The sequence below is a fragment of the Pseudidiomarina piscicola genome (assembly GCF_902806985.1).
GTDB classification, from domain to species: Bacteria; Pseudomonadota; Gammaproteobacteria; order Enterobacterales; family Alteromonadaceae; genus Pseudidiomarina; species Pseudidiomarina piscicola.
Genome location: NZ_CADCXY010000007.1, coordinates 37,574 through 62,901, shown reverse-complemented (window position 1 = coordinate 62,901; position 25,328 = coordinate 37,574). Strand labels below are relative to the sequence as shown.

Below are 25,328 nucleotides of genomic sequence, written 5' to 3'. Positions count from 1 at the left end.
CAAGGATATCGACAATGGGTGTATTTGAACGGCTTTTATCGGTTTGGGTGGCGCTGGCGATTGTTGCCGGTACCCTCTTGGGTAACTTATTCCCGTCACTTTTCGAAGTGTTATCGGGTATTGAATTTGCGCAAGTGAACCTAATTATTGCCCTGTTGATCTGGCTGATGATATATCCGGTCATGGTACAGGTTAACTTTGAATCTATTACGCAAATCGCGAAAGAGCCTAAAGGGCTTATTCTTACCGTAGTTATTAACTGGCTCGTCAAACCATTCACGATGGCGTTGGTTGGCTGGCTGTTTTTCAAAGGTGTATTTGCCGACTTCATTCAGCCCGAAACAGCCAACGAGTATTTAGCAGGCGTTATTCTACTGGGTGTTGCGCCTTGTACCGCGATGGTGTTTATCTGGAGCCAGCTAACTAAAGGGGATGCTAGCTATACCCTGGTGCAGGTTTCAGTTAACGACGTGATTATGATTTTTGCCTTCGCACCAATAGCGGCGCTGCTTTTAGGTATCACCGACATTATAGTGCCGTGGCAAACGCTACTGCTTAGCGTTGGCTTATACGTCGTCGCGCCACTTCTTGCCGGCTTGTTAACCCGCCAGCGGCTAAAGAGCAAAGCGTCATCGCAGCAGCACAATGTCGATTCCGTACTGCAAAACTTTGATGCACGAATGAAACCCTGGTCCATTGTCGGCTTATTACTTACCGTCGTGTTGCTATTTGGCTTTCAGGCCGAGGTGTTGCTAACCCGCCCACTAGACATCGCCATGATAGCAACCCCGCTGCTGATCCAAACCTATGGTATTTTTGCTATCACTTTTATTATTGCGCTGCTGATTAAACTGCCCCACCGCATTGCAGCACCAGCCTGTTTAATTGGAACATCCAACTTTTTTGAGTTGGCCGTAGCGGTGGCCATTTCATTATTTGGTTTGCAGTCCGGCGCCGCATTGGCAACGGTTGTTGGTGTATTGGTTGAGGTTCCAGTAATGCTTTCTTTAGTCTGGTTCGCTAACCGAACACGTCACTGGTTTAGTCCAAATTAGGAGTATTTGCGAAGCTTTGCCGTAGTTGACAGCCGTTCGGCATGAAGCCGACGGTTTGGACGGTGCTGCTTACGGTGGTGGGAGTGCATAGGAAACGGCTTCGGTTTTTGGGGATTACCGGCGGTGCAATTGGTACAAATCTGGTACAAACGCGGAAAGTAAAAAGCCCCGCAATTTTTTGCGAGGGTTTTAGAATAGTGGTGCCGGAGGCGGAATCGATAAGATCTAATAACTTATTGTTTTATAGTGGATAAAAAATATTAAGATTCAAGCGTGTTACTTACCTTGTTACTAAAACTTCAGCTTTAGTTTTTTGATTGAAAGCTTTTTCACAAATGAATCTTTTAACTTTTTGGCTATGCCCAATACTCGCTTAACACGTTGAACATAGCTATAGTGGTCTGCAACTTGTGAACGTGTAGTGGCAAATAAATTCGGGTAAGCGGATTAAATGGTTGATCTTACCTTTGCATGAGAGTGAGACAGACCGGCATCTCATCGGATTATCTGGTTGATGCTTCACCTACTGCTGGTGCATGTTTCCTTCGCTAATTCCAGCAAGAACCCCACACGCCTCAACTTCCCGGTCATCGTTGCAACTCGCTCTCAGTGAAACGAGTTGTTTCTCAAGCGCTTGCAGAGCGGTTATCTGCGACCGCACATGAGAGATGTGATCATCGAGCAAGGCGTTGACGGCGGTACAAGGCTGATGAGGGTCGTCCTGATAGCTCTGTAGTTCGTGAATCTCAGCCAGTGACAGGCCCAGGATTCTGCAGCGACGGATGAAGGCCAGCCCCTCACCATGCTTCTCGGTATAGACACGGTAACCGTTGTCCTGCCGATCAGGCGGCGGCAACAAGCCCTGCTGTTCATAGAAGCGGATCGTCTGTGTTTCGACCCCTACCAACTGCGCCAACTGACCAATGCGCATCAGCCTCCTCCCCAACGGATTCTTTACTCTATTGACCTTATAGTAGCTTTATAGTTTAAAATGGTACCACAACATTGTTCAAGTGGAGTCGTATCATGAGCAAATCCTGTGGTGGCGCCTGTGGCGGTGATGCAACGTCCGCAGCGGATACCGATATACAGGCCTCCTCCGAGGCGCCAGGGAGATGGGTCAGTGTTTATGCCGTGCCGAAGATGGACTGTCCATCAGAAGAACGAATGATTCGCCTAGCCCTGAACGGCTTTGAGGAGATTCGGGCGCTGTCCTTCGACTTGTCGAACCGCCGGCTGAAGGTCGTGCATGACGGCGAGGTCGAGCCCGTCACCTCGAAACTGAAGACCTTGGGGCTAGGCGCCTCGCTTCAGGAAACCGTCGCTGCAAATCCGGAGACCATCAAGGCCGCCGAGTTTTCGGCAGCTTCTGCTAAGCAAGAATCCGGGACCCTGCGCTGGTTGCTCGGCATCAATGCACTTCTGTTCGTGGTGGAAATGACTGCCGGTCTGATCGCCCAGTCCACCGGCCTGATTGGAGAATCCCTGGACAATTTTGCCGATGCGGCGGTGTACGGGCTTGCCCTTTATGCGGTTGGGCATAGCGTGAAAATGCAGGTACGTGCCGCGCATCTTGCTGGTGTACTGCAACTGATCTTGGCTGTGGGCGTGCTCGTAGAGGTGGTGAGACGCTTTGTATTCGGTAGTGAGCCTGAATCGCTGGTGATGATGGCTATCGCATTCGTCGCATTGATTGCCAATACCAGTTGTCTGCTGCTCATATCCAAACATCGGGAAGGCGGGGCGCACATGAAGGCAAGCTGGATATTCTCGGCCAACGACGTGGTGATCAACCTGGGGGTCATCACCGCCGGCGCCCTGGTCGCGTGGACCGGTTCCAATTATCCGGATCTGATTATCGGCACCATCGCGGGGGGCATTGTACTTAACGGTGCCAGACGCATTTTGGCGTTGAAGGGTTAAATAATGCTCATTATTGGCAAAAAGCTCTCGCCGTATGCCCTATTGTCCATATCGGGCCTGCTGGCAGCGTCTGATCAGGCTGTAAAGTGGCTGGTGCAGCAATCAATGGCCTATGGCGAGTATGTTTCGGTGACCCCGTTCTTTAACTGGGTGCACCTATGGAACACCGGTGCCGCATTCAGTCTTTTTGCGAATGGTGGAGGCTGGCAGCGCTACTTTTTTATCGGAATCGCGGTAGTGGTCTCGATTTTTTTGATCAAGCTGATCCTTGAAAATCGTCATAAAGGAGAAGCCATCGCTTACAGTCTTATCCTCGGTGGCGCCATGGGCAACCTGATTGACCGGGTCTTTCGCGGCTATGTTGTGGATTCCTTTGATTTCTATTGGCGAGACTGGCATTGGCCGGCCTTCAACCTGGCTGATATTGCAATTGTCCTCGGTGCCTTACTTTTCGTTTCCAGCAGCTTGTTGGGTAAAAAAGCAAACACCAATGCCGAGCCGGATGGATCTGACTGACACCTACGCCTATACAACACCATGACCGAACTTCCCGACAACATCCTTCACCTGCCGCAATACCAAGTACTGGGCTGCAAATCAACCGACGACGAAATGCACTTCCAGGTGGACGTGCCCGATCCCATCGCCTGCGAGGAATGCGGCGTGCAGGGTGAGTTCGTACGGTTCGGCAAGCGTGACGTTCCCTATCGTGATCTGCCCATCCACGGCAAGCGGGTCACTCTCTGGGTGGTCCGCCGCCGATACACCTGCCGGGCCTGCAAGACAACATTCAGGCCCCAGCTACCGGAGATGGTGGACGGATTCCGTATGACACTGCGGCTGCATGAGTACGTGGAGAAGGAATCCTTCAACCACCCCTACACCTTTGTGGCGGCACAGACCGGCCTGGACGAGAAGACGGTGCGCGACATCTTCAACGCCCGCGCCGAGTTCCTGGGGCGCTGGCACCGCTTCGAGACGCCCCGCATCCTGGGCATTGACGAGCTATACCTGAACAAGCGCTACCGCTGCATTCTGACCAACATTGAGGAGCGAACCCTGCTCGACCTGCTGGCCACCCGCCGCCAGGACGTGGTGACCAACTACCTGATGAAGCTGAAAGACCGGCAGAAGGTCGAGATCGTCAGCATGGACATGTGGAACCCCTACCGGGCAGCGGTCAAGGCTGTGCTGCCCCAGGCCCGTATCGTGGTCGATAAGTTCCATGTGGTGCGCATGGCCAACGATGCCCTAGAGAGAGTGCGCAAGGGCCTCAGAAAGGAGCTGAAACCGTCCCAGAGCCGGACTCTCAAGGGAGACCGGAAAATCCTGCTGAAACGCGCTCACGAAGTCTCAGACCGGGAGCGCCTCATCATGGAGACCTGGACAGGCGCGTTCCCGCAACTGCTGGCCGCCTACGAGCACAAGGAGCGCTTCTACGGCATCTGGGACGCCACCACACGGCTCCAGGCAGAAGCCGCCCTGGACGAGTGGATAGCCACCATCCCGAAGGGCCAAAAGGAAGTCTGGAGCGATCTGGTCAGGGCAGTGGGAAACTGGCGCGAAGAGACCATGACCTACTTCGAGACGGACATGCCCGTCACCAACGCTTACACGGAGTCCATCAACCGACTGGCCAAGGACAAGAACCGTGAAGGGCGCGGTTACTCCTTCGAGGTGATGCGGGCACGAATGCTCTACACCACGAAGCACAAGAAGAAGGCACCGACTGCGAAGGTCTCTCCTTTCTACAAGAAAACCATCGGTTACGGACTGCCGGACTTCGCAGAGGAACTCAACTACGGAGTCGATCTATCAACCATCTGAGGGTGGTATCAGATTGATGGGGTGAAGGTGCCCCATCAACCATTAAATCCGTATACCCATAAATTCGTGCTTCTGATCAGAGATGAAAAGCTATACTTGTTGCTTTGGTTAAAGTGAATTAGCTATTTATCAACATTTTTCCAAGGTCCAAAAGCAATAAAATACAGAAGCACTATGTTTGCAAAAGGGACGACGATTAATAAACCCAATGGACCAGGGTAGCCAACTCGTTGGCAGATACGCCAGGTAGGAACAATGAAAATAGCCCCCACGATCAGCATCCATAGGAACCCCATACCTGCGAACATTTCGTGATTCATCATTATCTGCTCCTTATTTGACATGCGTTTAAATGACGTTAAACTGAAATTTATTAAATTGCAAAAAAGCAGGGTGCTCGTGCAGATTCGAATTCTGTTAGTAATGGCAGTGATATTAGTGTCGATGTCGTTTTCGCAAACGGCAGACGCTCACGCTTGCCATGATGACGGGCAGATGCAGCACAGCATGATGCAGGAAGCAGACGCAAGCGATTGTGAGCATGAAGAGCAAAAGCACAACTCGTGCTGTGCTGACACGACCATTCGACATTGCTCCGGTGGCTCAGTTTTGTTTGTCGGACAGTCTCCCTCGGTTAATGCTGCTGCAGTTAACTTCTCTACTAAAGTCGACGCACCCGTTGACACCTCTATTCGTGCTAAACACGCGCCTAATTTATTCCGCCCCCCAATAATTATCACTTAATAAGTTACTAAAAATTTAGCACACGCTCGGCGTGTTCCTTTAAAACTTATTTGTCGGTGAATAATTATGTCTATCAAACGCAATATCGCTGTTTTGGCGATGCTGTTTTCCGTGTCTGTATCTGCAACCGATGTAGAAGAGCAGCAACTAACCGTTCTAAAAGATCCCAACTGCGGTTGCTGTGAAAAGTGGTTACAAGCTTTACCCGATAGCTTTAGTGTGTCCGTACAACATCCGAACAACCTGACCCAACGAAAACGTGACTCCGGTATTAGTGCCGAGGTCCAATCCTGTCATACCGCTATTTCTAGTAATGGCTATGTCTTTGAGGGGCACGTTCCTCCTACATTGGTTTCTCATTATTTAGCTGGGAAAAAGTCAGAAAATGGCATTGGATTAACTGTTCCTGGCATGCCGGTAGGGTCTGTTGGTATGGAAATGGGTACTCGGTTTCAACCGTATACGGTCTATGAAATCAAAAAGGACGGTTCAATTACACCTTATCAGCAGATAGCAAGTTTAGAGCAGCAGCAAGCACTCTCAAATGGAGGGCTTTAGCTATGGGATTTGGCGGCATGAGTATGGTTCAGTTAGGAGTTTTACTGGTTATTGTCATTCTTCTTTTTGGTAGCAAAAAGCTACGAACCCTGGGATCCGATCTTGGTAGTGCGATAAAAGGGTTTAAATCATCGATCACTGATGAACCGTCTGATAGGGAAAAGGACATTCAACGTCATCAAAATTTAACCTCAAAAGAGGAGCGTCATAATGAGCAATGAGTTTAACAAAGGGCGTCGAAAGTTTATTAAATCTGCATTCACTGTGGCGTCTGCTTTAGCAATCGCCAAAGTAGCCCCAACTTGGGCTGCTCCTCAGGGACGCAGTTTTAAAGATCAGATCCTGACAAACGATGAGATTGATCTCACCATTGCAAAGTCCCCACTGCTCGTGGGAAATAAAGTAGGAACACCAATAACCATCAATGGCCAAATGCCGGGCCCTTTGATTCGTTTAAAAGAAGGGCAGCGAGCAAAGTTAAACGTGACTAACCGGTTGTCGGAAGACACATCAATTCACTGGCACGGAATTATATTGCCCGAGAACATGGATGGTGTGCCAGGCGTATCTTTCGAAGGGATAAAGCCAGGACGAACGTTCAAGTACCGCTACGATGTCGAGCAAAACGGAACTTATTGGTATCACAGCCATTCCGGTTTGCAGGAGCAACTGGGACACCTGGGGCCGTTAGTGATTGAACCCAAAGACGGAGACATTGGTGCTGATCGAGAACATACCATTATTCTCAGCGACTGGACATTCGAAGATCCGGATACCGTGTTTCGTAACTTGAAAGTTGCGGAGGGGTACTATAACTATCAAAAACGTACGATATTTGAGACCTTCGAGGACGTGCGACAGCAAGGGTTAGAGAAAACCTGGAAGCAACGAGAAATGTGGGGGCAAATGCGAATGAGCCCCCGTGATATTGCGGATGTGACGGGCAGTACTTATACCTACCTGATGAATGGTCGCGATTCAGCAATGAACTGGTCAGCATTGTTTAAGCCTGGTGAAAAAGTACGCCTTCGTATCATTAACGGTTCGGCAATGAGTTTCTTCGACGTGAGAATCCCTGGATTGGAGATGACGGTTGTGGCCGCTGACGGGCAGCCTGTGAAGCCAGTGCCAGTTGACGAGTTCCGCATTGGTGTGGCGGAAACCTACGATGTAATTGTCCAGCCTAAGCAAAACAAGCCTTACACTATTTATGCTGAGAGCTTTGATCGAAGTGGTTATGTCAGAGGAACATTAACGCCAGAACTTGGTCTTGAGGCTGAAGTGCCTGAACTACGGCAAGCTCCTGAGCGAGGCATGGCCGCTATGGGCATGGGAGCGATGGCAATGTCTGGTGATATGAAAGGCAATAGCATGAATATGAAGCATATGGGCGGCAATAACAGCCATATGACGCATAAAATGACACACAAAAAAGAGCTCCCGGTCGAAAACATTAAAATCAAACACCGTGAATCCGGACATGGCGCCGGGGCGGCTATGATTGCTACTAATCCGATAAGCCGTTTGCATGAACCCGGGATTGGATTGGAAGACGTTGATCATAAAGTGTTGGTGTATACCGACTTGATCGGCGCGCATGAATGGCCGGATACGCGAGAGCCTGAGCGACAGATAGAGCTGCACTTAACGGGTAATATGGAGCGTTACATGTGGTCTTTCGACGGGAAGAAGTTTACCGAGGTGGATGGCCCAGTTCAGTTTCATCATGGAGAACGACTGAGGTTGGTGATGGTAAACGATACGATGATGGATCACCCCATACACTTACACGGTATGTGGATGGAACTTGAAAACGGACAGTACCCCCGTCCTCGTAAGCACACGATTAGCCTCAAACCCAGTGAAAAGGTGTCGTTATTAATAACGGCGGACGCGCCGGGGAGCTGGGCCTTCCACTGTCATCTGTTGTATCACATGAAAGCGGGTATGTTCCGTGTGGTCAATGTCGCATAAGGAGGACGATTATGTACGGTAAATCATTATTAATGAGTGCGGCGCTGCTGCCAGGATTCGCTGTTGCGGGACATGCGGAAGAGGACTGGCCCGAGCCCGTCAAAGAATATTACACCGGGCAAGTGCTGTTCGATCGGTTGGAGTTAACGCGAACCAATGAGGAGGAGAGCCTTGCTGTCTGGGACATGATGGCTTGGTATGGCGGCGATTATCACCGGGTTGTCTTCAAAAGTGAAGGTGAAAACGTTCAAGATGACGGAGAGCCCACTGACTTGGAAAGTGCTGAGTTGTTATACGGCTACCTGATGTCTCCGTTTTGGTCGTTTCAGGCCGGTGTTGGTACGCGAGGCTCCTTATCGTCCGATGCCTCTATGGAAAATTATGCCGTTGTTAGCTTCATGGGGCTGGCTCCGTATTGGTTTGAAATGGACAACTCGTTGATGGTGAACGAAGAAGGTGATGTCCAGTTTGTCAGCGAAACTGAATATGAGTGGCAGTTAACGCAAACATCGTACTTGCAGCCTCGTATTGAGTTAACAGCTAACCTAACAGATTCAGACAAATATGAACGGCAAAGTGGCTTGAGCAACTTGCGTGTGGGGTTGCGTTATCGTCACGAAATCAGTCGTGAGTTTGCACCCTACATTGGTGTTTATTGGAACGGCGCGTTAGGCAACACGGCAGATGAAATGAAACGAATGGGTGAGGACACCACAGAAACAGGCGTGGTCCTTGGGGCCAGAGTTTGGTTTTAATTGATAATAAACAAAGAGGAAACAACATGAAAAACATACTTAAGTTAGCCTTCGGTACCACGTTATTTTTTAGTGCATGGGCCAGCGCTCACGTCGGCCTAACATCCAGTAGCCCGGAGGACGGTGCGACTTTGTCCGAGTCACCAACGGAAATTACGATGAATTTTTCCGGTGATGTTCGTCTGGCTAAAATTATGCTGCACTCAGATGACGGTAAAATGCATCCGCTGGACTTTTCGATGAGCATGACTCCCAAAGCAGCGTACGAAATTGCTGTTAAAAACAATTTGGCGTCAGGTGGTTATACGGTTTATTGGACGGCAATGGGTGGGGACAGTCATAAAATATCGGGTGATTTTAGCTTTGAGGTGAAATGATGACCCTTTGGAGTGTGGCCAGCGTTTTAACGTTGGCCTTTATATTCTGGCTTAACGCGGTGATGACCGCCTCGCCTTATATCGTTTATTTGTCCGGTTTAAAAAAGCAGTCTGAACGAAAGAATAGCCTTGTTGCGTTGCTTCTATTACTGGCAAGCCTTCTGTATTTTTTTCTGAAAGTCGGTAGTTTTGCTGCTGAAGGCTTTGCCGGCATGATTGACACGACCTACATGCAGTTTATATGGACCGGCCCTGTTGGGTTGTTCATGCAACTTCAGATAGCGGTTGCTATTGCTTGGATTGTTTACTCCGTTGTTAAGCTAAAACGTATAAAGTGGGTGCTATATGTTGTCGCCATTGGACTCATGGGATGGAGCTTTTTTAGTATTGGTCACGGCAGTGACGCCGTCTGGTGGGGAAAGCTAGCGCTTTTAACACACTTGTTAGTCGCTTGGGTTTGGTTCGGCAGTCTTAACTCATTGCGAAAGCTGGCAACGTCGGTACCGCTTGCTAAAGCGAAAGCCATTATGGAGCGTTTTGGTGTGCATATGTCTGCAGCGGTTCCAATACTCCTTATTGCGGGCTTGGTTATGTATCGTAGTGCAACAGGGCGATGGATGCCAGAGCTGCCGCTTACGTCGTATGACACGGTACTACTAGCGAAACTTGTGTTTGTGGCGCTGATTCTCCTTGTTGCCGCATTGCATAAATTAAAGTTCGTACCGCAATTAAATGATAACGCGGCCGCCAAGCGACTCAAAAACTCCATAACGGCGGAAATGGTATTGGCTGTCACTATTTTTACCCTGGCCTCTGCGCTAAGCAGCGCGTTTTCCCCTAGTTAATGTAAGGAATAATAAGAATGAAATTATTCATGAGTGTTTTTATGGTTTCGGTGCTTTTTATTTCAGCGCCTAGTAGCGCCGAAAAACTATCTGAGCCGACCGCTGTGCTTGATGCATTTCGAACTGCTTTAACTGAAGGTGACACGGAAGTCGTTAAAGATGTGCTTTCCAATGATGTGTTTATCTTTGAAGGTGGTGGTGTTGAACGATCCTTGGCCGAGTACAGTGCTCATCACCTTAAGTCAGATATTAAGTTTAGCCAGGCGGTTCCTTCACAGTTGCTTGAAAGGACAGTACAAGAAGCCGATGGCCTTGCTGTGATCACTTCTCGGTATAGCGTTTCCGGGGAGTATAACGGGCGTGAGGTTGATTTAACGATGAATGAAACCGTAACCGTATCAAATACGACTGAGTCTGGCTGGAAAATTATCCGGATCCATTGGTCCAACTGAGTTCAATCACAGGAGCTGATTATGGCAGAACACGATCATGAACACGGACATCAGGATTATCAGAAAAGCAGCCTGAGTCTTTGGGGGGCGGTGTCGCTGGGGACTGGTGTGATGATTGGCGCTGGTATTTTTGCACTGACCGGACAAGTTGCTCAGCTGGCAAGAGAGTGGTTTGTCCTGGCGTTTGTGTGCGGCGGTATCATTGCCGGCTTTAGCGCTTACTCTTACGTTAAGTTGGCGAAAGCCTATCCGTCAGCGGGCGGTATTGCGATGTTCCTCAGTAAAGCTTATGGAAAAGGAAGTGTGACGGCGATATTCGCACTCTTGATGTACTTTTCTATGGTCATTAATGAAAGTCTAGTCGCTCGCACATTTGCGTCCTATACAAGCCAGTTAATTTCTTTTGAAGCGCAGTGGCTTATTCCGTTGTTGGCGGTTGGGTTGCTGCTCTTCGCATTTTTTATCAATATTTTGAGTAATCAGTTTATTCAAACGTTCTCGTTTTTTATGGCCTTTGTTAAGACTTTAGGGTTGGTCATTTTAGCTGCTGGTGGTTTGTGGGCCTCAGGCATTCAGTTTGAATCGATATCGGCTATTCCAGAAGAAGCTACGGGTGGCGGTATTTTAGCGGGGATTGCTTTAAGCATACTTGCGTACAAAGGGTTTACAACAATAACCAATAGTGGCGGTGAAATTGTTGAGCCTAAGAGAAATGTCGGGCGTGCCATTATTATTTCGCTGATTATCTGCGCGTTAATATACGTTCTGGTCACTCTGGCGGTTGGCTCGAGCCTGTCCATAGATGAGATTGTGAAAGCGAAAGACTACGCGCTTGCTGAAGCAGCCAGACCCGTCTATGGCGAGACCGGACTATGGGTGACGGTCGCTTTTGCAATTGTAGCAACGGTATCAGGAGTGATTGCCAGCGCGTTTGCCGTTTCAAGAATGTTAGCCATGTTGACCAATATGAAGCTTGTTCCACACAGTCATTTTGGCATGCCAGGTTCCATTCAGAAGCATACGCTGGTTTACACCATTGTTATGGCTATGATCTTAGCGGCATTCTTCGATTTGAGTCGAATTGCGTCACTGGGCGCTATTTTTTATATCGTGATGGACATTGCGATCCACTGGGGCGTATTACGGCATCTAAGGCAAAAGGTGAATGCCAATATTTACATACTTGTCAGCGCAATCACGCTAGACGTCATCGTTTTAGTCGCTTTTATATGGGTGAAATGGACGAGCGATCCGCTGGTGATTTGGGCGTCTCTTATCGGTATGGCATTGATTGCCGCTGGTGAGATTTTGTTTTTACGTAAAAAGCGTTAAGAAAAAGAGCGCATAGCGCTCTTTTTCTAGTTCATTCTAAAAAACATCCAGACAGCCATAGCGACCATCATGAGGTTTTCAGTGAGCGAAATGAAGCCTAACGGCACATTACTGGAGCCACCGACACAGGCACATTTTAGCTCGCGTTTGTCGACATAAACGGCTTTAAACACCGATATAGAGCCTACGATGCCGATGAATAACGCGATAGGGATGGAAATGACGTGAGCAAATTCCGCAGCCATTAACAGACCCGCCAAGCCTTCGGCGTAGGGGTAAATACGGCCATAAGGCACCCATTTTTTGGCGAGAAGATCGTAATTGAGAAACATGGTAGAGAATTTCTCTACGTCCTGGAGTTTGAGCAAGGCCAGAACCACCATAGAGAAACTGATGAACCACTCGATGGTTTGTACGGTAAATACGCGACCAAAAGACAACCACGACGTGGCTACAGAGAGGAGTGCCGTCATAATAAATAATGCAATAACGGGCCGGTAACTGGTTGCGTCAGGGTCAGGAAGAGGCTTTCCAAGAAAGGCTCGAACCTCCTCGTACCCACCGATACGTTTATCACCAATAAACACTTGTGGAGTGGTATCGACGTCGTGCTTTTCCTTGAATTTGTCGGTTTTTTGACGACTCTCTAACAGATTGTCGTCTACTTCGAAGCCATTGGCTTTAAGTAAGTGCCGGGTTTTTAGCCCAAAAGGGCACTGGTGATCAGGCGTTGACATTCTGTAAAGCGTAGCTTTTTGAGTTGACTGACTCATAGCCAAGTTCCTTACGTAAAAGTTATGTATTCATGTACGCATTATAGTCGGCAAAAGATTAAAAGCATCAATAATCAGAAGAGGGTAAAAATTCATTAAAAATGAAAAATTATTTTTATTTTAAAAAAAGTGGACAACTTTTTTTATTGCTTTTCTAGTGACGGTCCCCCAAGAAAAAGATCCACAAGGACGATGAATTTGGGCATGATAAAGACCTTACGAGGGCCACGTCATGAAATCAAAACGTTTTTCAGTCGAGCAGATCGTTTCCGCTATAAAACAGCACGAAGCTGGCTTATCCATCGCCGAGATCGCTCGGAAAATGGGGATTGCCGAGGGCACTTTCTATGCTTGGAAAAAGAAATACGCTGGGCTTGAATCTGATCAAGTTCGAGAACTCAAGCAGCTACGAGAAGAGAATGAGAAGCTCAAACGGATTGTTGCGGATCTAACCCTTGATAAAGTCATGTTGCAAGATCTCAATACCCGAAAGTGGTAAGCGTACCGCAGCGTCGTAAGGCGGTGCGCCACTTAATCAGCCTCTACCGCATCAGTGAGCGAAGAGCATGTGCGTTAACAGGACTAAGTCGCACGGCTTGCCGTTATAAGCCTCGCTCGGAGCCTCAGGAGGCGCTCCGCCAGAAGATCGTGGCGATAGCTAGAGCCCGCGTGCGATACGGTTACAAGCGTATTCATGTGATGTTAAAACGCGAAGGTATTCACGTGAATAAGAAACGCGTTCATCGCCTGTATTGTCTAGAAGGACTTCAGTTACGCCCCAAACGGCCGCGGCGCAACGTCAGTGGCGCACATCGAAAACGCGACTATGTACCAAGTACACGACCGAATGAGGCATGGGCGATGGACTTTGTTGCCGACCAGCTCTCTACCGGGAACAAGTTTCGTATTCTGACAGTTGTCGACACCTATACGCGAGAGTGTTTGGCAGCCGATATCGGCGTTCAATTACGCTCAGAGAATGTGGTTGCAACATTGACGCGACTTTGTCGAGAACGAGGCGCACCAAACCGTATTCATTGCGATAATGGCAGCGAATTTGCAGGACAAATGACTGACCTTTGGGCTTATACCAACAAGGTAACGCTAGCGTTCTCGCGTCCTGGTAAGCCAACAGATAATGCCTAGATCGAGTCACTAAACGGCAGTTTTCGGGATGAGTGCCTTAACTGTCACTGGTTCGAATCGCTAACCGATGCTAAATTAAAAATCGAAGCTTGGCGGGATGACTATAACAAGGGTCGACCTCATCGGGCTTTAAATAACCTGCCACCCTTGCAGTTCGTGGCATCCATTGAAAATTGAACAGCTCAATTCATTCTTCGAGTGGTTCTAATAATGGGGGCCTGTCATTTTAATGGAAATCTCATCGATGTCATGGTCCTATTTTTGGGGGAGACGTCATGTATTATCACTTAGATTCATTACCTAGTTATGGCTACTTCTTTTAATCGGTTGATCTTTATCAGACAAAGAGATATTATTTTAACATGTTTTTGCAATAAAGCTTCGCATGTATCGTTTAATCATTGCCCTACTGCTATTAGCGGTAACAACAATGTCATTTTCACAAACTACCAGTACGGAAAAGGCATGTATGCACGATTCTACTGAGCAGGTTTGCGATCTTGCAGCTTGCGAAGTGTCACACTCTCTTACCGATAACTGTTGCTCTGATTCAATGATGCGACATTGTTACAGTCCGTCAATTACTGTCGTTTACTCTGAGCAATCCGCCGTCCCGCCTATTGATAAGCTGCTTTTTAACGCTTCCTCATTCTTAGATACGAATATTAAAGAAAAGCACTCTCTCTCGCTATTTCGGCCCCCAATCTACTCTTAAAAAATACTAAATTTCTCGACCTGGTGCGCCTATCTTCCAGGTAAAAACACAGCTTTAAGCTTTGGCTCGGTCTTTGTAGTTATGATTTCGCTAGTAACCCTAGTTACGCTCTAACTCATAGCCTGGTCTGTGTTTAATTTAAAAATTTACAGTTTTTGAGAGTAACAATATGAAACTTTTAAGAGAAATGGCTTATTTAAGCGTTCTGACTGTAGTGGTGCCAAATTTTGCTAATGCGCAAGAGCCGCTTTTGAATTTGCAAGATGCAGTGAGTATCGCTGTACAAGAAGACCCCTGGCTAACAGCAAGTAAGCAAACTCAAGAGGCATTCGCGAGTGAAGCTATAGCCTCTTCCAGTTTGCCTGACCCTAAAATATCGCTCACGGCAGCCAGTTTCCCTGTTGACAGTTTTAGTTCACGACAGGAAGGAATGACCCAATTGATCGTAGGTGTTTCACAAACTTTTCCTAGAGGAGACACGCTATCGTTGTCTCGTAAGCAAAAAAATCAATTGGCCCAAAAACAACCGCTTTTGAGGGCTGATCGTATTGCTAAGGTCAAAACAACGGTAACGAAGTTGTGGTTAGACGTTTTTTTCTTTCAGCAAAGTATCCGTTTGATTGAATCCGATAGAGCGCTTTTTGAACAGTTAGTGTCGACGGCCAAGGCAAGTTATACCAGTACTGAAGGAAAAGCACGGCAGCAGGATGTTATTAGGGCCCAGCTTGAGCTCACACGACTGGATGACCGATTGACTTCATTAAGACAGAAAGAGGAGCGATTTCAAAGCAAACTGTCGGAGTGGATAGGTGCTATAGCGAAATCAAAGTTACCAGATGACGTTCCTAACCTTACGCTACAGGAAGCATTGAGTTCGCCTTCAACAATGCCTAAACAAGCCTTGTACGAATTAATAAAAGGGCACCCAGTTTTGCAAGCTATCGATCAAGACATTTCGGCGTCGGAAACTTCTATAGAGCTTGCTCAACAAGGTTATAAACCACAATGGTCAACCAACCTTAAATATGGTCATAGAAACGATGCTCCAAGCGGTACTGACCGTGCCGACTTGTTTTCAGCCGGAGTTACGTTCGATATACCACTGTTTACTGATAACAAGCAGGATGAACAGGTGCGTTCGGCAAAGTATAAAACTGAAGCAAAAAGAACTGAAAAACTGCTGATTGCCAGACAGTTAATAGCCAGTTTACGCAGTACCTTTGTACAACTGAATCGTTTGAATGAACGCGCTGCTCTTTATCGTGAAGAGCTACTTCCACAAATGTCCGCCCAGTCTGAAGCTGCATTGACAGCCTACAACAATGATGATGGCGACTTTGCAGAGGCGGTGCGTTCACAGATTGCTGAAGTCAACGCAAAAATTGATGCATTAGCGATCGCCATCAACCGCCAAAAGCTGATTGCCGAAGCAAACTACTTATTATTCTCAGGAGTTTAAAATGAAAACAGTCACTAAATCTCTTATAAGTTTAGCTGTAGGGTTTGCGGTTGGCGCTGGTGCTATTGGCTACTTAATGCAGTCAACTGCGGGCTCCGATGCTTCATCGGATAATGCCAAAAAAGAGCCGTTATATTGGGTGGCTCCGATGGATCCAAATTATCGGAGAGACAAGCCAGGAAAGTCTCCAATGGGGATGGACCTTATTCCTTTCTATGGCGATGATGGGGGAGAAAGTTCACCCGGTACTGTGAGAATTGATCCCGATGTTATTAACAACCTTGGGGTTACAACTGCAACCGTCACGTCCTCGAGACTCAACCTGGATATCGAAACAGTTGGCTATGTTCAGTTTGATGAGAACCGAGTGCTGACAGTAAGTCCCCGTGTTGAAGGCTGGATTGAAAAGCTTTTTGTAAAAGCGGTTGGTAACTCAGTTAAAGCCGGCGAGCCTTTATACAGTATTTACTCTCCTGAAATGGTTAATGCGCAAGAAGAGCTTGTATTGGCCTCGCAAAGAGGTAATCAGGTTCTACTAGATGCTGCTGAAGAACGCCTAAGAGCTCTGCAAGTCTCTGAACCTGAGATTAAGAAGTTAAAAGAGACTCATAAAATTCAGAAAACAATTACGGTAAAAGCAAAGCAGTCCGGGGTATTGGATAAACTGACTGTGCGTGAAGGTGCGTTTGTAAAGCCGAGTATGAACTTAATGACGATTGCCCAACTGGATAAAATATGGGTTATTGCAGAAGTCTTTGAGCGGCAACTGAACCAGGTTGAGGTAGGTAATAAAGTTCAAATGGATCTTGAGTATGCTCCGGGTAAAGACTGGGAAGGAAAGGTTGATTACGTCTATCCGTCACTTAACTCTAAAACCCGGACGGGAAAAATTCGAATTCACTTCAATAACCCCGACGCTTTTTTGAGGCCGGGTATGTTTGCGAATCTTAATATTAATGCTGGTGTAGGCGACGAAAACTTAGTCATCCCCAAAGAAGCGCTTATTCGAATGGGTGATTCGAACCGAGTTGTCTTAGCACTGGGCGACGGGAAATTTAAATCAGTTAATGTTGACGTTGGGCGGTTAGGTAGCTCGCGAGTTGAGATTTTATCGGGTCTTATGGCAGGTGATGAAATTGTTACATCGGCTCAGTTCTTAATTGACTCTGAGTCCAGTAAGTCTTCCGACTTTAAACGTATGAACCACGACTCTAACACTGATAGCGAGAGCCACGACACTATGTTAAATGAAGCTGTATCAGTCGAAGCTGTCTGGGTCGAAGCAACAGTTAAAAGTGTTATGCCTCAACATTCGATGGTTACGCTGAATCACGGTGAGATTCCTGAGTGGGACTGGCCTGCAATGACGATGGACTTCGATGTCGCTGATGATGTTGAACTCTCAAAGCTCAGCGCCGGTTTGTCCTTACATGCGGAAATTTCACAAGTAGGTAAGCAACGTTACCAGCTCACATCGATTCATATTCCTGAGCAAGAACAAGTGACAGAGCAGGAGCATAACCATGATTAAGTCAGTCATTCGATGGTCAGTTAGCAACCGATTTTTTGTTCTTCTAGCGACATTAATCCTTGTGGGCGTTGGTGCCTTTGCCGTCAAGAATACACCAGTAGATGCATTGCCGGACCTGTCTGATGTTCAGGTGATTATTAAAACCAGTTATCCAGGTCAGGCCCCACAAGTAGTAGAAGACCAAGTTACCTATCCATTAACAACGTCTATGTTATCAGTTCCTGGAGCTAAAACGGTTCGTGGGTATTCGTTTTTCGGAGATTCCTATGTTTATGTCATTTTTGACGAAGACACAGATGCTTACTGGGCACGTTCGCGAGTACTTGAATATTTATCTCAGGTTGCTCCCACACTGCCTGCTAATGCAAGGCCACAATTAGGTCCTGATGCTACAGGAGTTGGTTGGGTTTATTTGTATGCCTTGGTCGACCGCACGGGTAACCACAACTTGAGTGAATTACGCAGTATGCAAGACTGGTTTTTAAAGTATGAACTGCAGACTGTTGAAGGTGTCTCTGAAGTTGCCGCGCTGGGCGGTATGGTAAAGCAGTACCAGGTAAAAGTTGACCCGGAGAAGCTTCGCGCATTCGATATTCCTTTGGCTCACATACAAAACGCTATCCAGAGAGGTAATCAGGAGGTGGGGGCTTCAGTGGTTGAAATGGCTGAGGCTGAGTATATGGTTCGGGCCTCCGGCTATATTGAAGGTGTCTCCGACTTAGAAAATATCCCACTAGGCGTTGATGCTAATGGCACGCCTTTATTGCTTAAAGATGTTGCAGATGTGGGTGTGGGGCCACAAATGAGGCGCGGTATAGCCGAGCTCAATGGTGAGGGGGAAGCCGTGGGCGGAATTGTTGTAATGCGCTTCGGAGAAAATGCACAAAAAACGATTGATGGTGTAAAACAAAAATTAGAGGAATTAAAAGCAGGGTTACCCGATGGCGTTGAGATTGTCACTGTCTATGATCGCTCAGGGCTTATCTCGGATGCCGTCTTCTGCTTGAAAAAAAGTTTAATAGAAGAGCTCGCTATTGTCGCGTTTATCTGTGTGATATTTCTCTTCCATGTCCGCTCCTCGCTAGTTGCCGTTATCAGCTTGCCTCTGGGTATTTTAACCGCGTTTATTGTTATGTATTGGCAAGGAATTAACGCGAATATTATGTCACTTGGGGGGATCGCAATTGCTATTGGCGCTATGCTCGATGGTGCCATCGTCATGATTGAAAATATGCATAAGCATATGGAAAAAACGCCACTGACCGCAGAGAACCGCTGGCGGGTGGTTACCGCTTCTGCTTCAGAGGTAGGTCCCGCTCTTTTCTTTAGCTTACTCATTATTACCGTCAGCTTTATGCCGGTGTTTACCTTAGAAGCCCAGGAAGGGCGAATGTTTTCTCCGCTTGCTTTCACGAAAACTTACGCAATGGCAGCTAGTGCAGCCTTAGCGGTTACCGTTATCCCTGTGTTGATGGGGTATTTTATCAGAGGAAAGGTAACACCTGAGGGGAAAAACCCGCTTAACCGGTTATTGATCGCCGGGTATAAACCGCTTTTAAAAGGCATTTTGAAATACCCAAAGACAGCAGTTGTGGGAGCTCTTGTTATCCTGGCTGTTGGTGTCTGGCCGATTGACAAAATTGGTAGTGAGTTTATTCCAGATCTGGATGAGGGCGATTTGATGTATATGCCGACGACTTATCCTGGATTATCTATTGGGAAAGCAAGAGAGCTTTTGCAGCAAACAGATAAACTCATAAAGACGGTACCGGAAGTAAAGACGGTTTTTGGCAAAATTGGCCGAGCTGATACCGCCACTGATCCGGCCCCCCTAACGATGATTGAAACTTTTATTCAACTGAAACCGAAAGATCAGTGGCGTGACGGTATGACCACTGAGAAGTTGAAAATAGAACTCGATGCGCTTGTAAAGTTTCCGGGGCTGACAAATGCGTGGGTTTACCCCATTAAAACTCGCATTGATATGCTATCGACAGGTATCAAAACGCCGGTAGGTATAAAAGTTGCCGGAGCTGATCTTAATGAAATTCAGGCGATCGGCCAGCAGCTTGAAGCAATACTTGATGATGTCGATGGTACGGCTTCTGTTTATTCAGAGCGAGTGGCAGGTGGACGTTATGTCAAAGTTGACATAAAAAGAGAGCAGGCTGCACGTTATGGTTTGAACATTGAAGATATTCAACAAGTAGTTGCCACGGCTATTGGGGGAATGAACGTTTCAGAGACCATTGAAGGGCTTGAACGTTACCCGATAAACTTGCGCTACCCCCAAGATTACCGTGATTCACCGGAAGAGTTAAAGACGCTACCTTTAGTTACGCCAGACGGGCAGCGTATTAGTTTGGCGGATGTGGCTGATGTCTACGTTGAACTCGGACCGCCGGCAATTAAAAGTGAGAACGCAAGACTCAATGGTTGGACGTTTGTTGATATTGAAGGGGTTGATGTAGGAACTTATGTTGATAAGGCAATGAAAGTTGTGGAAGAAGAACTCGAGTTGCCAGCAGGGTATTCAGTTACCTGGTCCGGGCAGTACGAATATATGGAAAGGGCAAAGGAAAAACTGACTTACGTGATTCCGTTAACGCTCGCGATTATTATCGTTCTTTTATATATGAATTTTCGAAACGCTACAGAAATAGCCATTATATTGGGAACTTTGCCTCTCGCGTTGGTGGGGTCAATCTGGCTAATGTATCTTTTAGATTATAATTTCTCAGTTGCTGTAGCGGTTGGTTTTATAGCTCTAGCCGGTGTCACTGTAGAAATAGGAATACTAATGCTGACTTACTTAAACCAGTCCTATAATGAATATGAAAAAAGTCAGTTAGAGCATGGTAAAGCATTAACGAAAGACGGTCTCTCTCTTGCCGTAATGGAAGGGGCTGGACTTCGTGTTCGCCCCGTCATGATGACGGCCGTTTCTACAATTGCTGGTTTATTGCCTATAATGTTTAGTACAGGGACTGGGGCTGAGGTGGTTAGTAGAATAGCGGCGCCAATGGTTGGAGGAATGATCAGCGCTGTTATCTTAACCTTGCTCGTATTACCTGCTGTTTACTACTTGTGGCGTGGGCAAAAGGTTAAGCGTGTATAAGACGAATTATTTTAGTTAAGAGACGCACATCATTGATCTTGATCAATGATGTGCGCTAACAAGTATGCTAGGTTAAAATTCGGGATTGGGGACACACATATGGCTCAAACAAAATTTTTAGTTGTGCTTATGCTAGGAATAGTGATTCAACTATCCTTCCCAGCTGCTCCTGTCCATAATACTGCCTCCAGCGCAGAGCACGTAATCAACGTTAATCAGGCAGATGTTGCAAACGAGAGAAAAAGCAACATTCATTGTGATGACGACGAACAACCTGCCAGTAAAACGTGCTGTTATTGTTTAACTGACTCTGCTGATACATGTTTAATGGATGCGGAGTGCAACTCTGCAAGCTCACCTTTAGTATTAATTCCGTTCAATTTACCAATAAAGTCAATTGGTTACTTGCAGCATCCTCTTTCATATGAAGGGAATGTTAAGCAAATGTCTTTTGATATTTTTTATCCTCCGAAATAGCTCCTGCTGAATTTCAATTAAAACTTTTTTCGAAATTTAATCATGCTAGATAGAGCTCTTAAGTTAAGTGACTTAAGGCTTGTAGGAGAATATATGAACCTATCTAAAATCACCGCTATTTTTGATCAACTTCGGCAAGACGCAGTGGAGGAGACTCTGGTTGGGTGTGGCGTTAGCGGCTTTACATTGTTTCCTGTTCGAGGTCGAGGCTATTACTTCGATAGTTATAACGATGATCACTTAGTTGAGCACGTACAGCTCGAAGTTTATGTGAACAGTGATGACGCGCGTGACGTTGCGTTTTTGGTAGTTGAAGCGGCCCATACCGGGGTATCTAACGAGGGCTTAGTCTGTATCTCGCCAATAGATGAATTGCTTTGGGTTCACGACAAACGAGCAGCGACTGATAAAGAACTCTCGTTACAACGTTAATATCGCGGCAACGTCGACTGAAGCATATTGGTAGTTTTAATAAATAGGACAGTACTGATGTCAACTAACGATCATAGAGCCGGAGTGCGGGAAATTAACTTAGTCAATCGCACGTTAAAGCTAAACACTGAGAGTGTGAAAAAAGTTCGCGAAGCGATTAACGAAATCGATCGCTTGGTTGGTCTTGATAGCGTTGCCTACGACTCTGACCAGAACTTGTTATCGGTCGCTTATGATGCCTCTAAAGTCGATCTGACTATGATAGAGGAAAAGCTCGGAATATTTGGTGTTGAAATAAATAGTGGCTGGTGGACTCACTTGAAAGAGGAATACTACAAATTTATTGATCAAAATATTAAAGATAATGCAGAGCATACACCGTGGAGTTGCCACAGAAGCCCGCCACGTACCAAAAGCAAACGAAAGTAACAATTAATTATAGGTAAGGAGTAAAAAATGCAAATAGAAACAATCAAAGATGTACTGAGTTGGACCGTTGATTTCCACAAAAACCTGAAGGAGTGTGTGACTCACTGCTCTAAACAAAACCAAGATGAACGAGCTCGGATGATTCTAAGCTACGTGTCGGGTCATGAGGCTAGCTTAGAGCGAATGGTCGAAGGTTTTTTGAGTACAGCAAACCGAAATGCATTAGACACTTGGTGTTATGACTATATTGGGAAACATCCCATCGTTGAGCATGGACACTGTGATTCGCCTTTTAAAGAGTTAGATACTGATCACATTATGGAGAACATTGTAAACCATCATGAGCAAGTCATTGAGTTGTATGAACACCTATATTCCCGTGTTGATATAGACAGCGCAAAAGAGCTGTTAGAAACAGTAAAAAACGTTGAAGAAAATGAAATTAAACGAATGGTGCAAACTGCGAACCGATTTTCGGATATGTAGTTAGTGAAAATTTTATCGTTGGTACTTTGTGGGAAAGAGCCCTGATTTGGTTAATTTTCCATAAATAAGGAGCACTTGTATGGGTGTGAAAACTGAGGACGTTAGTAGTAGTTCCATTGAGGAACTCATTATCGAGGGAGCCGGTTGCGCGAGTTGTGTTGGCAAAATCGAGAGTGCACTAAAGTCTGTATCCGGTGTGGAAAATGCAGAGATGAACTTTGCGCAGCGAACAGTCAGTGTGACAGGAACAGCAAGTCCGAGCGCTTTAGTGAAAGCGGTAGAGAAGGCGGGGTATAGCGCTAAAGTAGCCACTTCCCAAAGTGGCGATGATGCGTTGGCAGAAAAAGAGCAAGCCGACTGGGCTTACTATAAGCGACTGATGCGTGAGATGACCGTCGCGCTGTCGTTAGGTGTACCCCTAATGATTTATAGCCTTTTTGTTGGTGAAATGACGGTTACCACTACCTCAGAACGTGTGACATGGTTAGTCGTAGGTATTCTAACGTTAGGTGTACTTTATTTCTCTGGCAAACACTTCTTTGTTGGTGCCTGGCAATCCCTGAAAAATCATTCCGCTAATATGGATACGCTGATCGCGCTTGGTACTGGTACAGCCTGGTTGTATTCTATGGTGGTTGTAATCGTTCCACACCTGGTTCCGGAAATGGCGCGTCACGTTTACTTTGAAGCGACTGCGATGATTATCGGTTTGATCAATCTGGGGTTGGCACTTGAACTGAAAGCTCGTGGGCGCACGTCCGAAGCCATAAAGCGTCTCATTGGTTTGCAGGCCAAAACAGCTAGGGTGATTCGTGACGATAAACAATTGGATATCGCCATCGAAGACGTACTCGAGGAGGACGTAGTACGTGTTCGTCCCGGAGAAAAAATCCCTGTTGATGGAAAAGTTATAGAGGGAAGTACCACCGTTGATGAATCTATGCTAACGGGTGAACCCATGCCCGTGGAAAAATCAGTTGGTGATGACGTTGTGGCGGGCACGATAAATAAAAGTGGTTCCTTTTTGTTTCAAGCGACAAGAGTCGGAAAAGATACAGCACTTGCTCAAATTATTAACATGGTGAAACGGGCGCAAAACTCTAAGCCCCCAATCGGTCGTCTTGCCGATGTTATTTCTGCTTACTTTGTGCCAGTCGTTATGATTATCGCTGTTATCAGTGCTCTAGCTTGGCTTAACTTTGGGCCTGAGCCGGCACTGGCCTTTGCTGTGGTATCAGCGACCACTGTCTTGATTATTGCTTGCCCTTGCGCATTAGGCCTGGCGACGCCTATGTCGGTAATGGTGGGTGTAGGAAAAGCCGCAGAGGCAGGTGTGCTGATTCGCAATGGCGAAGCATTGCAAACAGCGTCGAAAGTATCGGCTATGATCCTGGATAAAACGGGCACCATTACACTTGGTTCTCCTAAAGTCACCGACGTATTAGTAGCGAGTGAGTACGATGAGCAAACCGTACTGCAACTTGCAGCGACACTTGAGTCTGGCTCTGAACATCCGCTAGCACAGGCGATAGTTGAGTCAGCCAGGGAAAGAGGGATTAAGACAAGTAAGGTCTCGAACTTCAACGCCATCGCTGGTCATGGCGTGGAGGCAGAAGTTGACGGGAAGTCCCTCCTTTTCGGTAATGAAAAGCTGTTGCGTGAACGTCAAGTTGAGCTCGGTAACTTTGTTGAAAAAGCCCAAGGCTTAGCTGCTGAAGCTAAGACGCCTATGTACTTTGCCGTTGATAATGAGTTAGCTGCAATTATTGCAGTTGCCGACCCGATAAAAGACGACTCCGTAGCCGCCATTAAACGTTTGCAAGATAACGGTGTGCGAGTAGTGATGCTTACTGGTGATAATCGCGCGACAGCAGAAGCAGTTGCTGAAAAAGTAGGAATTAAAGAATTTTTCGCTGAAGTTCTGCCGGAAGAAAAATCAAAAAAGGTTCAGGAGCTGCAGATGGAAGGCGAAATCGTTGGCATGACGGGAGATGGTATTAATGATGCGCCAGCACTGGCTATTGCCAACGTGGGCTTCGCCATCGGTACGGGCACGGATGTAGCCATTGAAAGTGCTGACATTACTTTGATGCGGGGGTCGTTACATGGTCTAGCTGATGCAGTAGCTGTAAGTAAGGCTACTCTGCGCAATATCAAGCAGAATCTATTCGGTGCTTTTATTTACAACGTGGCAGGTATACCTTTTGCCGCAGGTGTACTGTACCCGTTTCTCGGCATTCTATTAAGCCCTGTCATTGCCGGTGCAGCCATGGCTTTTTCGTCACTCACGGTAGTGAGTAACGCTAATCGGTTGCGCTTTTTCAAAGCGAAGAGTCACTGATTCCTCTTTTAATTAGAGCTCTTTCAGGAGAGTAAAAATGTTATTTATTAATATCGCTGGCTTAACATTAATTGCACTGATTGTCTGGTGGTTTTGGCTTTATGAACCTGCTGAGAAACAGGCGGAAGAAGGTGAGATTGTAATTACTGTAGAAAACGGTACCTACTCACCTTCGCGTATAAAGGTGCGAGAAGGCAAGCCTGTTGAGCTTAAATTTCTGCGAAAGGATCAATCTCCTTGCTCTGAAACTTTGCTCATTCCCAAGCTAGAAATAAGTGAAACGTTGCCTTCTAACAAATTAAAGCAAATTCAAATACCAGCGCTGGAACCCGGAGAGTACGACTTTCATTGCCAGATGCAAATGTATCGGGGAAAGCTAGTTGTCGGTTAAATGGCTTAAAACGTCCAGGTCACAATATGAGCTTTAAAAGTTTCCCGTTAGATTCGATGAAATTCAATTTCATCGAAGGCATTGAAGGATTCGGCAATAAATATCGCCGTTATATGAGGTCTACGTCAGCGTGGGCTCCAAGATTTAACGATAGTGAAACAAAGTAAAATTAATGAGACCAATACAAT

The 25,328-nt window shown here is 46.7% G+C and carries 25 protein-coding genes and 1 pseudogene; 23 read left to right on the top strand and 3 right to left on the bottom strand.

Annotation, left to right across the window (positions count from 1 at the left end; translation table 11 throughout):
* Window positions 1-14 precede the first annotated feature (14 nt).
* A complete protein-coding gene (gene arsB, locus PSI9734_RS11085; protein ID WP_173921193.1) occupies window positions 15-1,055 on the top strand; it encodes an ACR3 family arsenite efflux transporter in 1,041 nt (346 codons plus the stop codon).
* 523 nt (window positions 1,056-1,578) lie between these two features.
* Here arsB and cadR read toward each other — a convergent pair.
* On the bottom strand, window positions 1,579-1,986 hold the full coding sequence (cadR, locus tag PSI9734_RS11080) for a Cd(II)/Pb(II)-responsive transcriptional regulator (RefSeq protein ID WP_004364961.1): 408 nt from the start codon (window positions 1,984-1,986) through the stop codon (window positions 1,579-1,581).
* A gap of 95 nt (window positions 1,987-2,081) precedes the next feature.
* Between cadR and PSI9734_RS11075 the strand changes: the two genes are divergently transcribed.
* The 3 genes from PSI9734_RS11075 to PSI9734_RS11065 are packed head-to-tail and all read left to right on the top strand — an operon-like array spanning window position 2,082 to window position 4,805.
* The gene (locus tag PSI9734_RS11075; protein ID WP_004574643.1) at window positions 2,082-2,978 is read left to right on the top strand and encodes a cation efflux transmembrane domain-containing protein; all 897 of its coding nucleotides are present in this window, start codon (window positions 2,082-2,084) and stop codon (window positions 2,976-2,978) included.
* Window positions 2,979-2,981: 3 nt separating this feature from the next.
* On the top strand, window positions 2,982-3,494 hold the full coding sequence (gene lspA, locus PSI9734_RS11070; protein WP_004863699.1) for a signal peptidase II: 513 nt from the start codon (window positions 2,982-2,984) through the stop codon (window positions 3,492-3,494).
* 21 nt (window positions 3,495-3,515) lie between these two features.
* The gene (locus PSI9734_RS11065) at window positions 3,516-4,805 is read left to right on the top strand and encodes an ISL3-like element ISPpu12 family transposase (protein ID WP_004574636.1); all 1,290 of its coding nucleotides are present in this window, start codon (window positions 3,516-3,518) and stop codon (window positions 4,803-4,805) included.
* Between the two features lie 122 nt (window positions 4,806-4,927).
* On the opposite strand, the gene PSI9734_RS11060 is transcribed toward PSI9734_RS11065, so the two are convergent.
* The gene (locus PSI9734_RS11060) at window positions 4,928-5,128 is read right to left on the bottom strand and encodes a hypothetical protein (RefSeq protein WP_173921192.1); all 201 of its coding nucleotides are present in this window, start codon (window positions 5,126-5,128) and stop codon (window positions 4,928-4,930) included.
* A 76-nt stretch (window positions 5,129-5,204) separates the two neighbouring features.
* On the opposite strand from PSI9734_RS11060, the gene PSI9734_RS11055 reads away from it, so the two are divergent.
* The 9 genes from PSI9734_RS11055 (at window position 5,205) to PSI9734_RS11015 (ending at window position 11,842) form a co-directional block, all read left to right on the top strand.
* A complete protein-coding gene (locus PSI9734_RS11055; RefSeq protein ID WP_173921191.1) occupies window positions 5,205-5,549 on the top strand; it encodes a hypothetical protein in 345 nt (114 codons plus the stop codon).
* A gap of 66 nt (window positions 5,550-5,615) precedes the next feature.
* Complete coding sequence (locus PSI9734_RS11050) at window positions 5,616-6,107, top strand: DUF411 domain-containing protein (protein WP_006956253.1); 492 nt, start codon at window positions 5,616-5,618, stop codon at window positions 6,105-6,107.
* Between the two features lie 2 nt (window positions 6,108-6,109).
* Window positions 6,110-6,328, top strand: coding sequence for a twin-arginine translocase TatA/TatE family subunit (tatA, locus tag PSI9734_RS11045; protein WP_006956252.1), 219 nt, complete (start codon window positions 6,110-6,112; stop codon window positions 6,326-6,328).
* Entirely contained in the window at window positions 6,318-8,081 is a 1,764-nt protein-coding gene (locus PSI9734_RS11040; protein ID WP_006956251.1) for a copper resistance system multicopper oxidase, read from the top strand. The genes tatA and PSI9734_RS11040 overlap by 11 nt, the downstream gene beginning before the upstream one ends.
* Before the next feature lie 11 nt (window positions 8,082-8,092).
* Entirely contained in the window at window positions 8,093-8,836 is a 744-nt protein-coding gene (locus PSI9734_RS11035; RefSeq protein WP_173921190.1) for a copper resistance protein B, read from the top strand.
* Between the two features lie 26 nt (window positions 8,837-8,862).
* The gene (locus PSI9734_RS11030) at window positions 8,863-9,213 is read left to right on the top strand and encodes a copper resistance CopC family protein (protein WP_011234483.1); all 351 of its coding nucleotides are present in this window, start codon (window positions 8,863-8,865) and stop codon (window positions 9,211-9,213) included.
* Window positions 9,210-10,058 (top strand): copper resistance D family protein, encoded by an 849-nt coding sequence (locus tag PSI9734_RS11025; protein WP_246194929.1) that lies wholly within the window; start codon window positions 9,210-9,212, stop codon window positions 10,056-10,058. The genes PSI9734_RS11030 and PSI9734_RS11025 overlap by 4 nt, the downstream gene beginning before the upstream one ends.
* A gap of 17 nt (window positions 10,059-10,075) precedes the next feature.
* The gene (locus PSI9734_RS11020; protein WP_173921189.1) at window positions 10,076-10,510 is read left to right on the top strand and encodes a YybH family protein; all 435 of its coding nucleotides are present in this window, start codon (window positions 10,076-10,078) and stop codon (window positions 10,508-10,510) included.
* A 21-nt stretch (window positions 10,511-10,531) separates the two neighbouring features.
* Window positions 10,532-11,842 (top strand): APC family permease, encoded by a 1,311-nt coding sequence (locus PSI9734_RS11015; protein WP_173921188.1) that lies wholly within the window; start codon window positions 10,532-10,534, stop codon window positions 11,840-11,842.
* A 26-nt stretch (window positions 11,843-11,868) separates the two neighbouring features.
* Here the strand turns inward: PSI9734_RS11015 and PSI9734_RS11010 are convergent, their stop codons facing one another.
* Entirely contained in the window at window positions 11,869-12,615 is a 747-nt protein-coding gene (locus tag PSI9734_RS11010) for a MauE/DoxX family redox-associated membrane protein (protein WP_173921187.1), read from the bottom strand.
* A 232-nt stretch (window positions 12,616-12,847) separates the two neighbouring features.
* Here PSI9734_RS11010 and PSI9734_RS11005 point away from each other — a divergent pair.
* From PSI9734_RS11005 to PSI9734_RS10960, 10 genes and pseudogenes are all read left to right on the top strand, one after another.
* Window positions 12,848-13,938, top strand: a pseudogene (locus tag PSI9734_RS11005) (IS3 family transposase).
* Window positions 13,939-14,645: 707 nt separating this feature from the next.
* Entirely contained in the window at window positions 14,646-15,935 is a 1,290-nt protein-coding gene (locus PSI9734_RS11000; protein WP_246194926.1) for a TolC family protein, read from the top strand.
* A 1-nt stretch (window position 15,936) separates the two neighbouring features.
* Complete coding sequence (locus PSI9734_RS10995; protein WP_173921186.1) at window positions 15,937-17,466, top strand: efflux RND transporter periplasmic adaptor subunit; 1,530 nt, start codon at window positions 15,937-15,939, stop codon at window positions 17,464-17,466.
* Complete coding sequence (locus tag PSI9734_RS10990; RefSeq protein WP_173921185.1) at window positions 17,459-20,584, top strand: efflux RND transporter permease subunit; 3,126 nt, start codon at window positions 17,459-17,461, stop codon at window positions 20,582-20,584. Before PSI9734_RS10995 ends, PSI9734_RS10990 begins: the two co-directional genes overlap by 8 nt.
* Window positions 20,585-20,683: 99 nt before the next feature.
* Window positions 20,684-21,061: a hypothetical protein gene (locus PSI9734_RS10985; protein WP_129496592.1), complete on the top strand. Its 378-nt coding sequence runs from the start codon at window positions 20,684-20,686 to the stop codon at window positions 21,059-21,061.
* 93 nt (window positions 21,062-21,154) lie between these two features.
* Window positions 21,155-21,493, top strand: a complete 339-nt coding sequence (locus PSI9734_RS10980) for a P-II family nitrogen regulator (protein WP_034818190.1) — start codon at window positions 21,155-21,157, stop codon at window positions 21,491-21,493.
* A 57-nt stretch (window positions 21,494-21,550) separates the two neighbouring features.
* The gene (locus PSI9734_RS10975) at window positions 21,551-21,922 is read left to right on the top strand and encodes a hypothetical protein (RefSeq protein WP_034818188.1); all 372 of its coding nucleotides are present in this window, start codon (window positions 21,551-21,553) and stop codon (window positions 21,920-21,922) included.
* Window positions 21,923-21,949: 27 nt separating this feature from the next.
* Complete coding sequence (locus tag PSI9734_RS10970) at window positions 21,950-22,408, top strand: ATPase (protein WP_173921184.1); 459 nt, start codon at window positions 21,950-21,952, stop codon at window positions 22,406-22,408.
* A gap of 79 nt (window positions 22,409-22,487) precedes the next feature.
* A complete protein-coding gene (locus PSI9734_RS10965) occupies window positions 22,488-24,749 on the top strand; it encodes a heavy metal translocating P-type ATPase (protein WP_173921183.1) in 2,262 nt (753 codons plus the stop codon).
* A gap of 37 nt (window positions 24,750-24,786) precedes the next feature.
* Window positions 24,787-25,140 (top strand): cupredoxin domain-containing protein, encoded by a 354-nt coding sequence (locus PSI9734_RS10960; RefSeq protein ID WP_105307083.1) that lies wholly within the window; start codon window positions 24,787-24,789, stop codon window positions 25,138-25,140.
* Window positions 25,141-25,328: the final 188 nt, after the last annotated feature.

What these genes read in the sequence shown, in the direction of transcription:
- PSI9734_RS11010 (WP_173921187.1), bottom strand. Translation starts at nt 12,615, where the DNA reads ATGAGTCAGTCAACTCAAAAAGCTACGCTTTACAGAATGTCAACGCCT.
- PSI9734_RS10995 (WP_173921186.1), top strand. Translation starts at nt 15,937, where the DNA reads ATGAAAACAGTCACTAAATCTCTTATAAGTTTAGCTGTAGGGTTTGCG.
- PSI9734_RS11050 (WP_006956253.1), top strand. Translation starts at nt 5,616, where the DNA reads ATGTCTATCAAACGCAATATCGCTGTTTTGGCGATGCTGTTTTCCGTG.
- lspA (WP_004863699.1), top strand. Translation starts at nt 2,982, where the DNA reads ATGCTCATTATTGGCAAAAAGCTCTCGCCGTATGCCCTATTGTCCATA.
- PSI9734_RS10985 (WP_129496592.1), top strand. Translation starts at nt 20,684, where the DNA reads ATGGCTCAAACAAAATTTTTAGTTGTGCTTATGCTAGGAATAGTGATT.
- PSI9734_RS11025 (WP_246194929.1), top strand. Translation starts at nt 9,210, where the DNA reads ATGATGACCCTTTGGAGTGTGGCCAGCGTTTTAACGTTGGCCTTTATA.
- PSI9734_RS11035 (WP_173921190.1), top strand. Translation starts at nt 8,093, where the DNA reads ATGTACGGTAAATCATTATTAATGAGTGCGGCGCTGCTGCCAGGATTC.
- PSI9734_RS11075 (WP_004574643.1), top strand. Translation starts at nt 2,082, where the DNA reads ATGAGCAAATCCTGTGGTGGCGCCTGTGGCGGTGATGCAACGTCCGCA.
- PSI9734_RS11065 (WP_004574636.1), top strand. Translation starts at nt 3,516, where the DNA reads ATGACCGAACTTCCCGACAACATCCTTCACCTGCCGCAATACCAAGTA.
- PSI9734_RS10975 (WP_034818188.1), top strand. Translation starts at nt 21,551, where the DNA reads ATGTCAACTAACGATCATAGAGCCGGAGTGCGGGAAATTAACTTAGTC.
- PSI9734_RS11020 (WP_173921189.1), top strand. Translation starts at nt 10,076, where the DNA reads ATGAAATTATTCATGAGTGTTTTTATGGTTTCGGTGCTTTTTATTTCA.
- PSI9734_RS11015 (WP_173921188.1), top strand. Translation starts at nt 10,532, where the DNA reads ATGGCAGAACACGATCATGAACACGGACATCAGGATTATCAGAAAAGC.
- PSI9734_RS10965 (WP_173921183.1), top strand. Translation starts at nt 22,488, where the DNA reads ATGGGTGTGAAAACTGAGGACGTTAGTAGTAGTTCCATTGAGGAACTC.
- PSI9734_RS11030 (WP_011234483.1), top strand. Translation starts at nt 8,863, where the DNA reads ATGAAAAACATACTTAAGTTAGCCTTCGGTACCACGTTATTTTTTAGT.
- cadR (WP_004364961.1), bottom strand. Translation starts at nt 1,986, where the DNA reads ATGCGCATTGGTCAGTTGGCGCAGTTGGTAGGGGTCGAAACACAGACG.
- PSI9734_RS10960 (WP_105307083.1), top strand. Translation starts at nt 24,787, where the DNA reads ATGTTATTTATTAATATCGCTGGCTTAACATTAATTGCACTGATTGTC.
- PSI9734_RS11040 (WP_006956251.1), top strand. Translation starts at nt 6,318, where the DNA reads ATGAGCAATGAGTTTAACAAAGGGCGTCGAAAGTTTATTAAATCTGCA.
- PSI9734_RS11060 (WP_173921192.1), bottom strand. Translation starts at nt 5,128, where the DNA reads ATGATGAATCACGAAATGTTCGCAGGTATGGGGTTCCTATGGATGCTG.
- arsB (WP_173921193.1), top strand. Translation starts at nt 15, where the DNA reads ATGGGTGTATTTGAACGGCTTTTATCGGTTTGGGTGGCGCTGGCGATT.
- PSI9734_RS10980 (WP_034818190.1), top strand. Translation starts at nt 21,155, where the DNA reads ATGAACCTATCTAAAATCACCGCTATTTTTGATCAACTTCGGCAAGAC.
- PSI9734_RS10970 (WP_173921184.1), top strand. Translation starts at nt 21,950, where the DNA reads ATGCAAATAGAAACAATCAAAGATGTACTGAGTTGGACCGTTGATTTC.
- PSI9734_RS10990 (WP_173921185.1), top strand. Translation starts at nt 17,459, where the DNA reads ATGATTAAGTCAGTCATTCGATGGTCAGTTAGCAACCGATTTTTTGTT.
- PSI9734_RS11000 (WP_246194926.1), top strand. Translation starts at nt 14,646, where the DNA reads ATGAAACTTTTAAGAGAAATGGCTTATTTAAGCGTTCTGACTGTAGTG.
- tatA (WP_006956252.1), top strand. Translation starts at nt 6,110, where the DNA reads ATGGGATTTGGCGGCATGAGTATGGTTCAGTTAGGAGTTTTACTGGTT.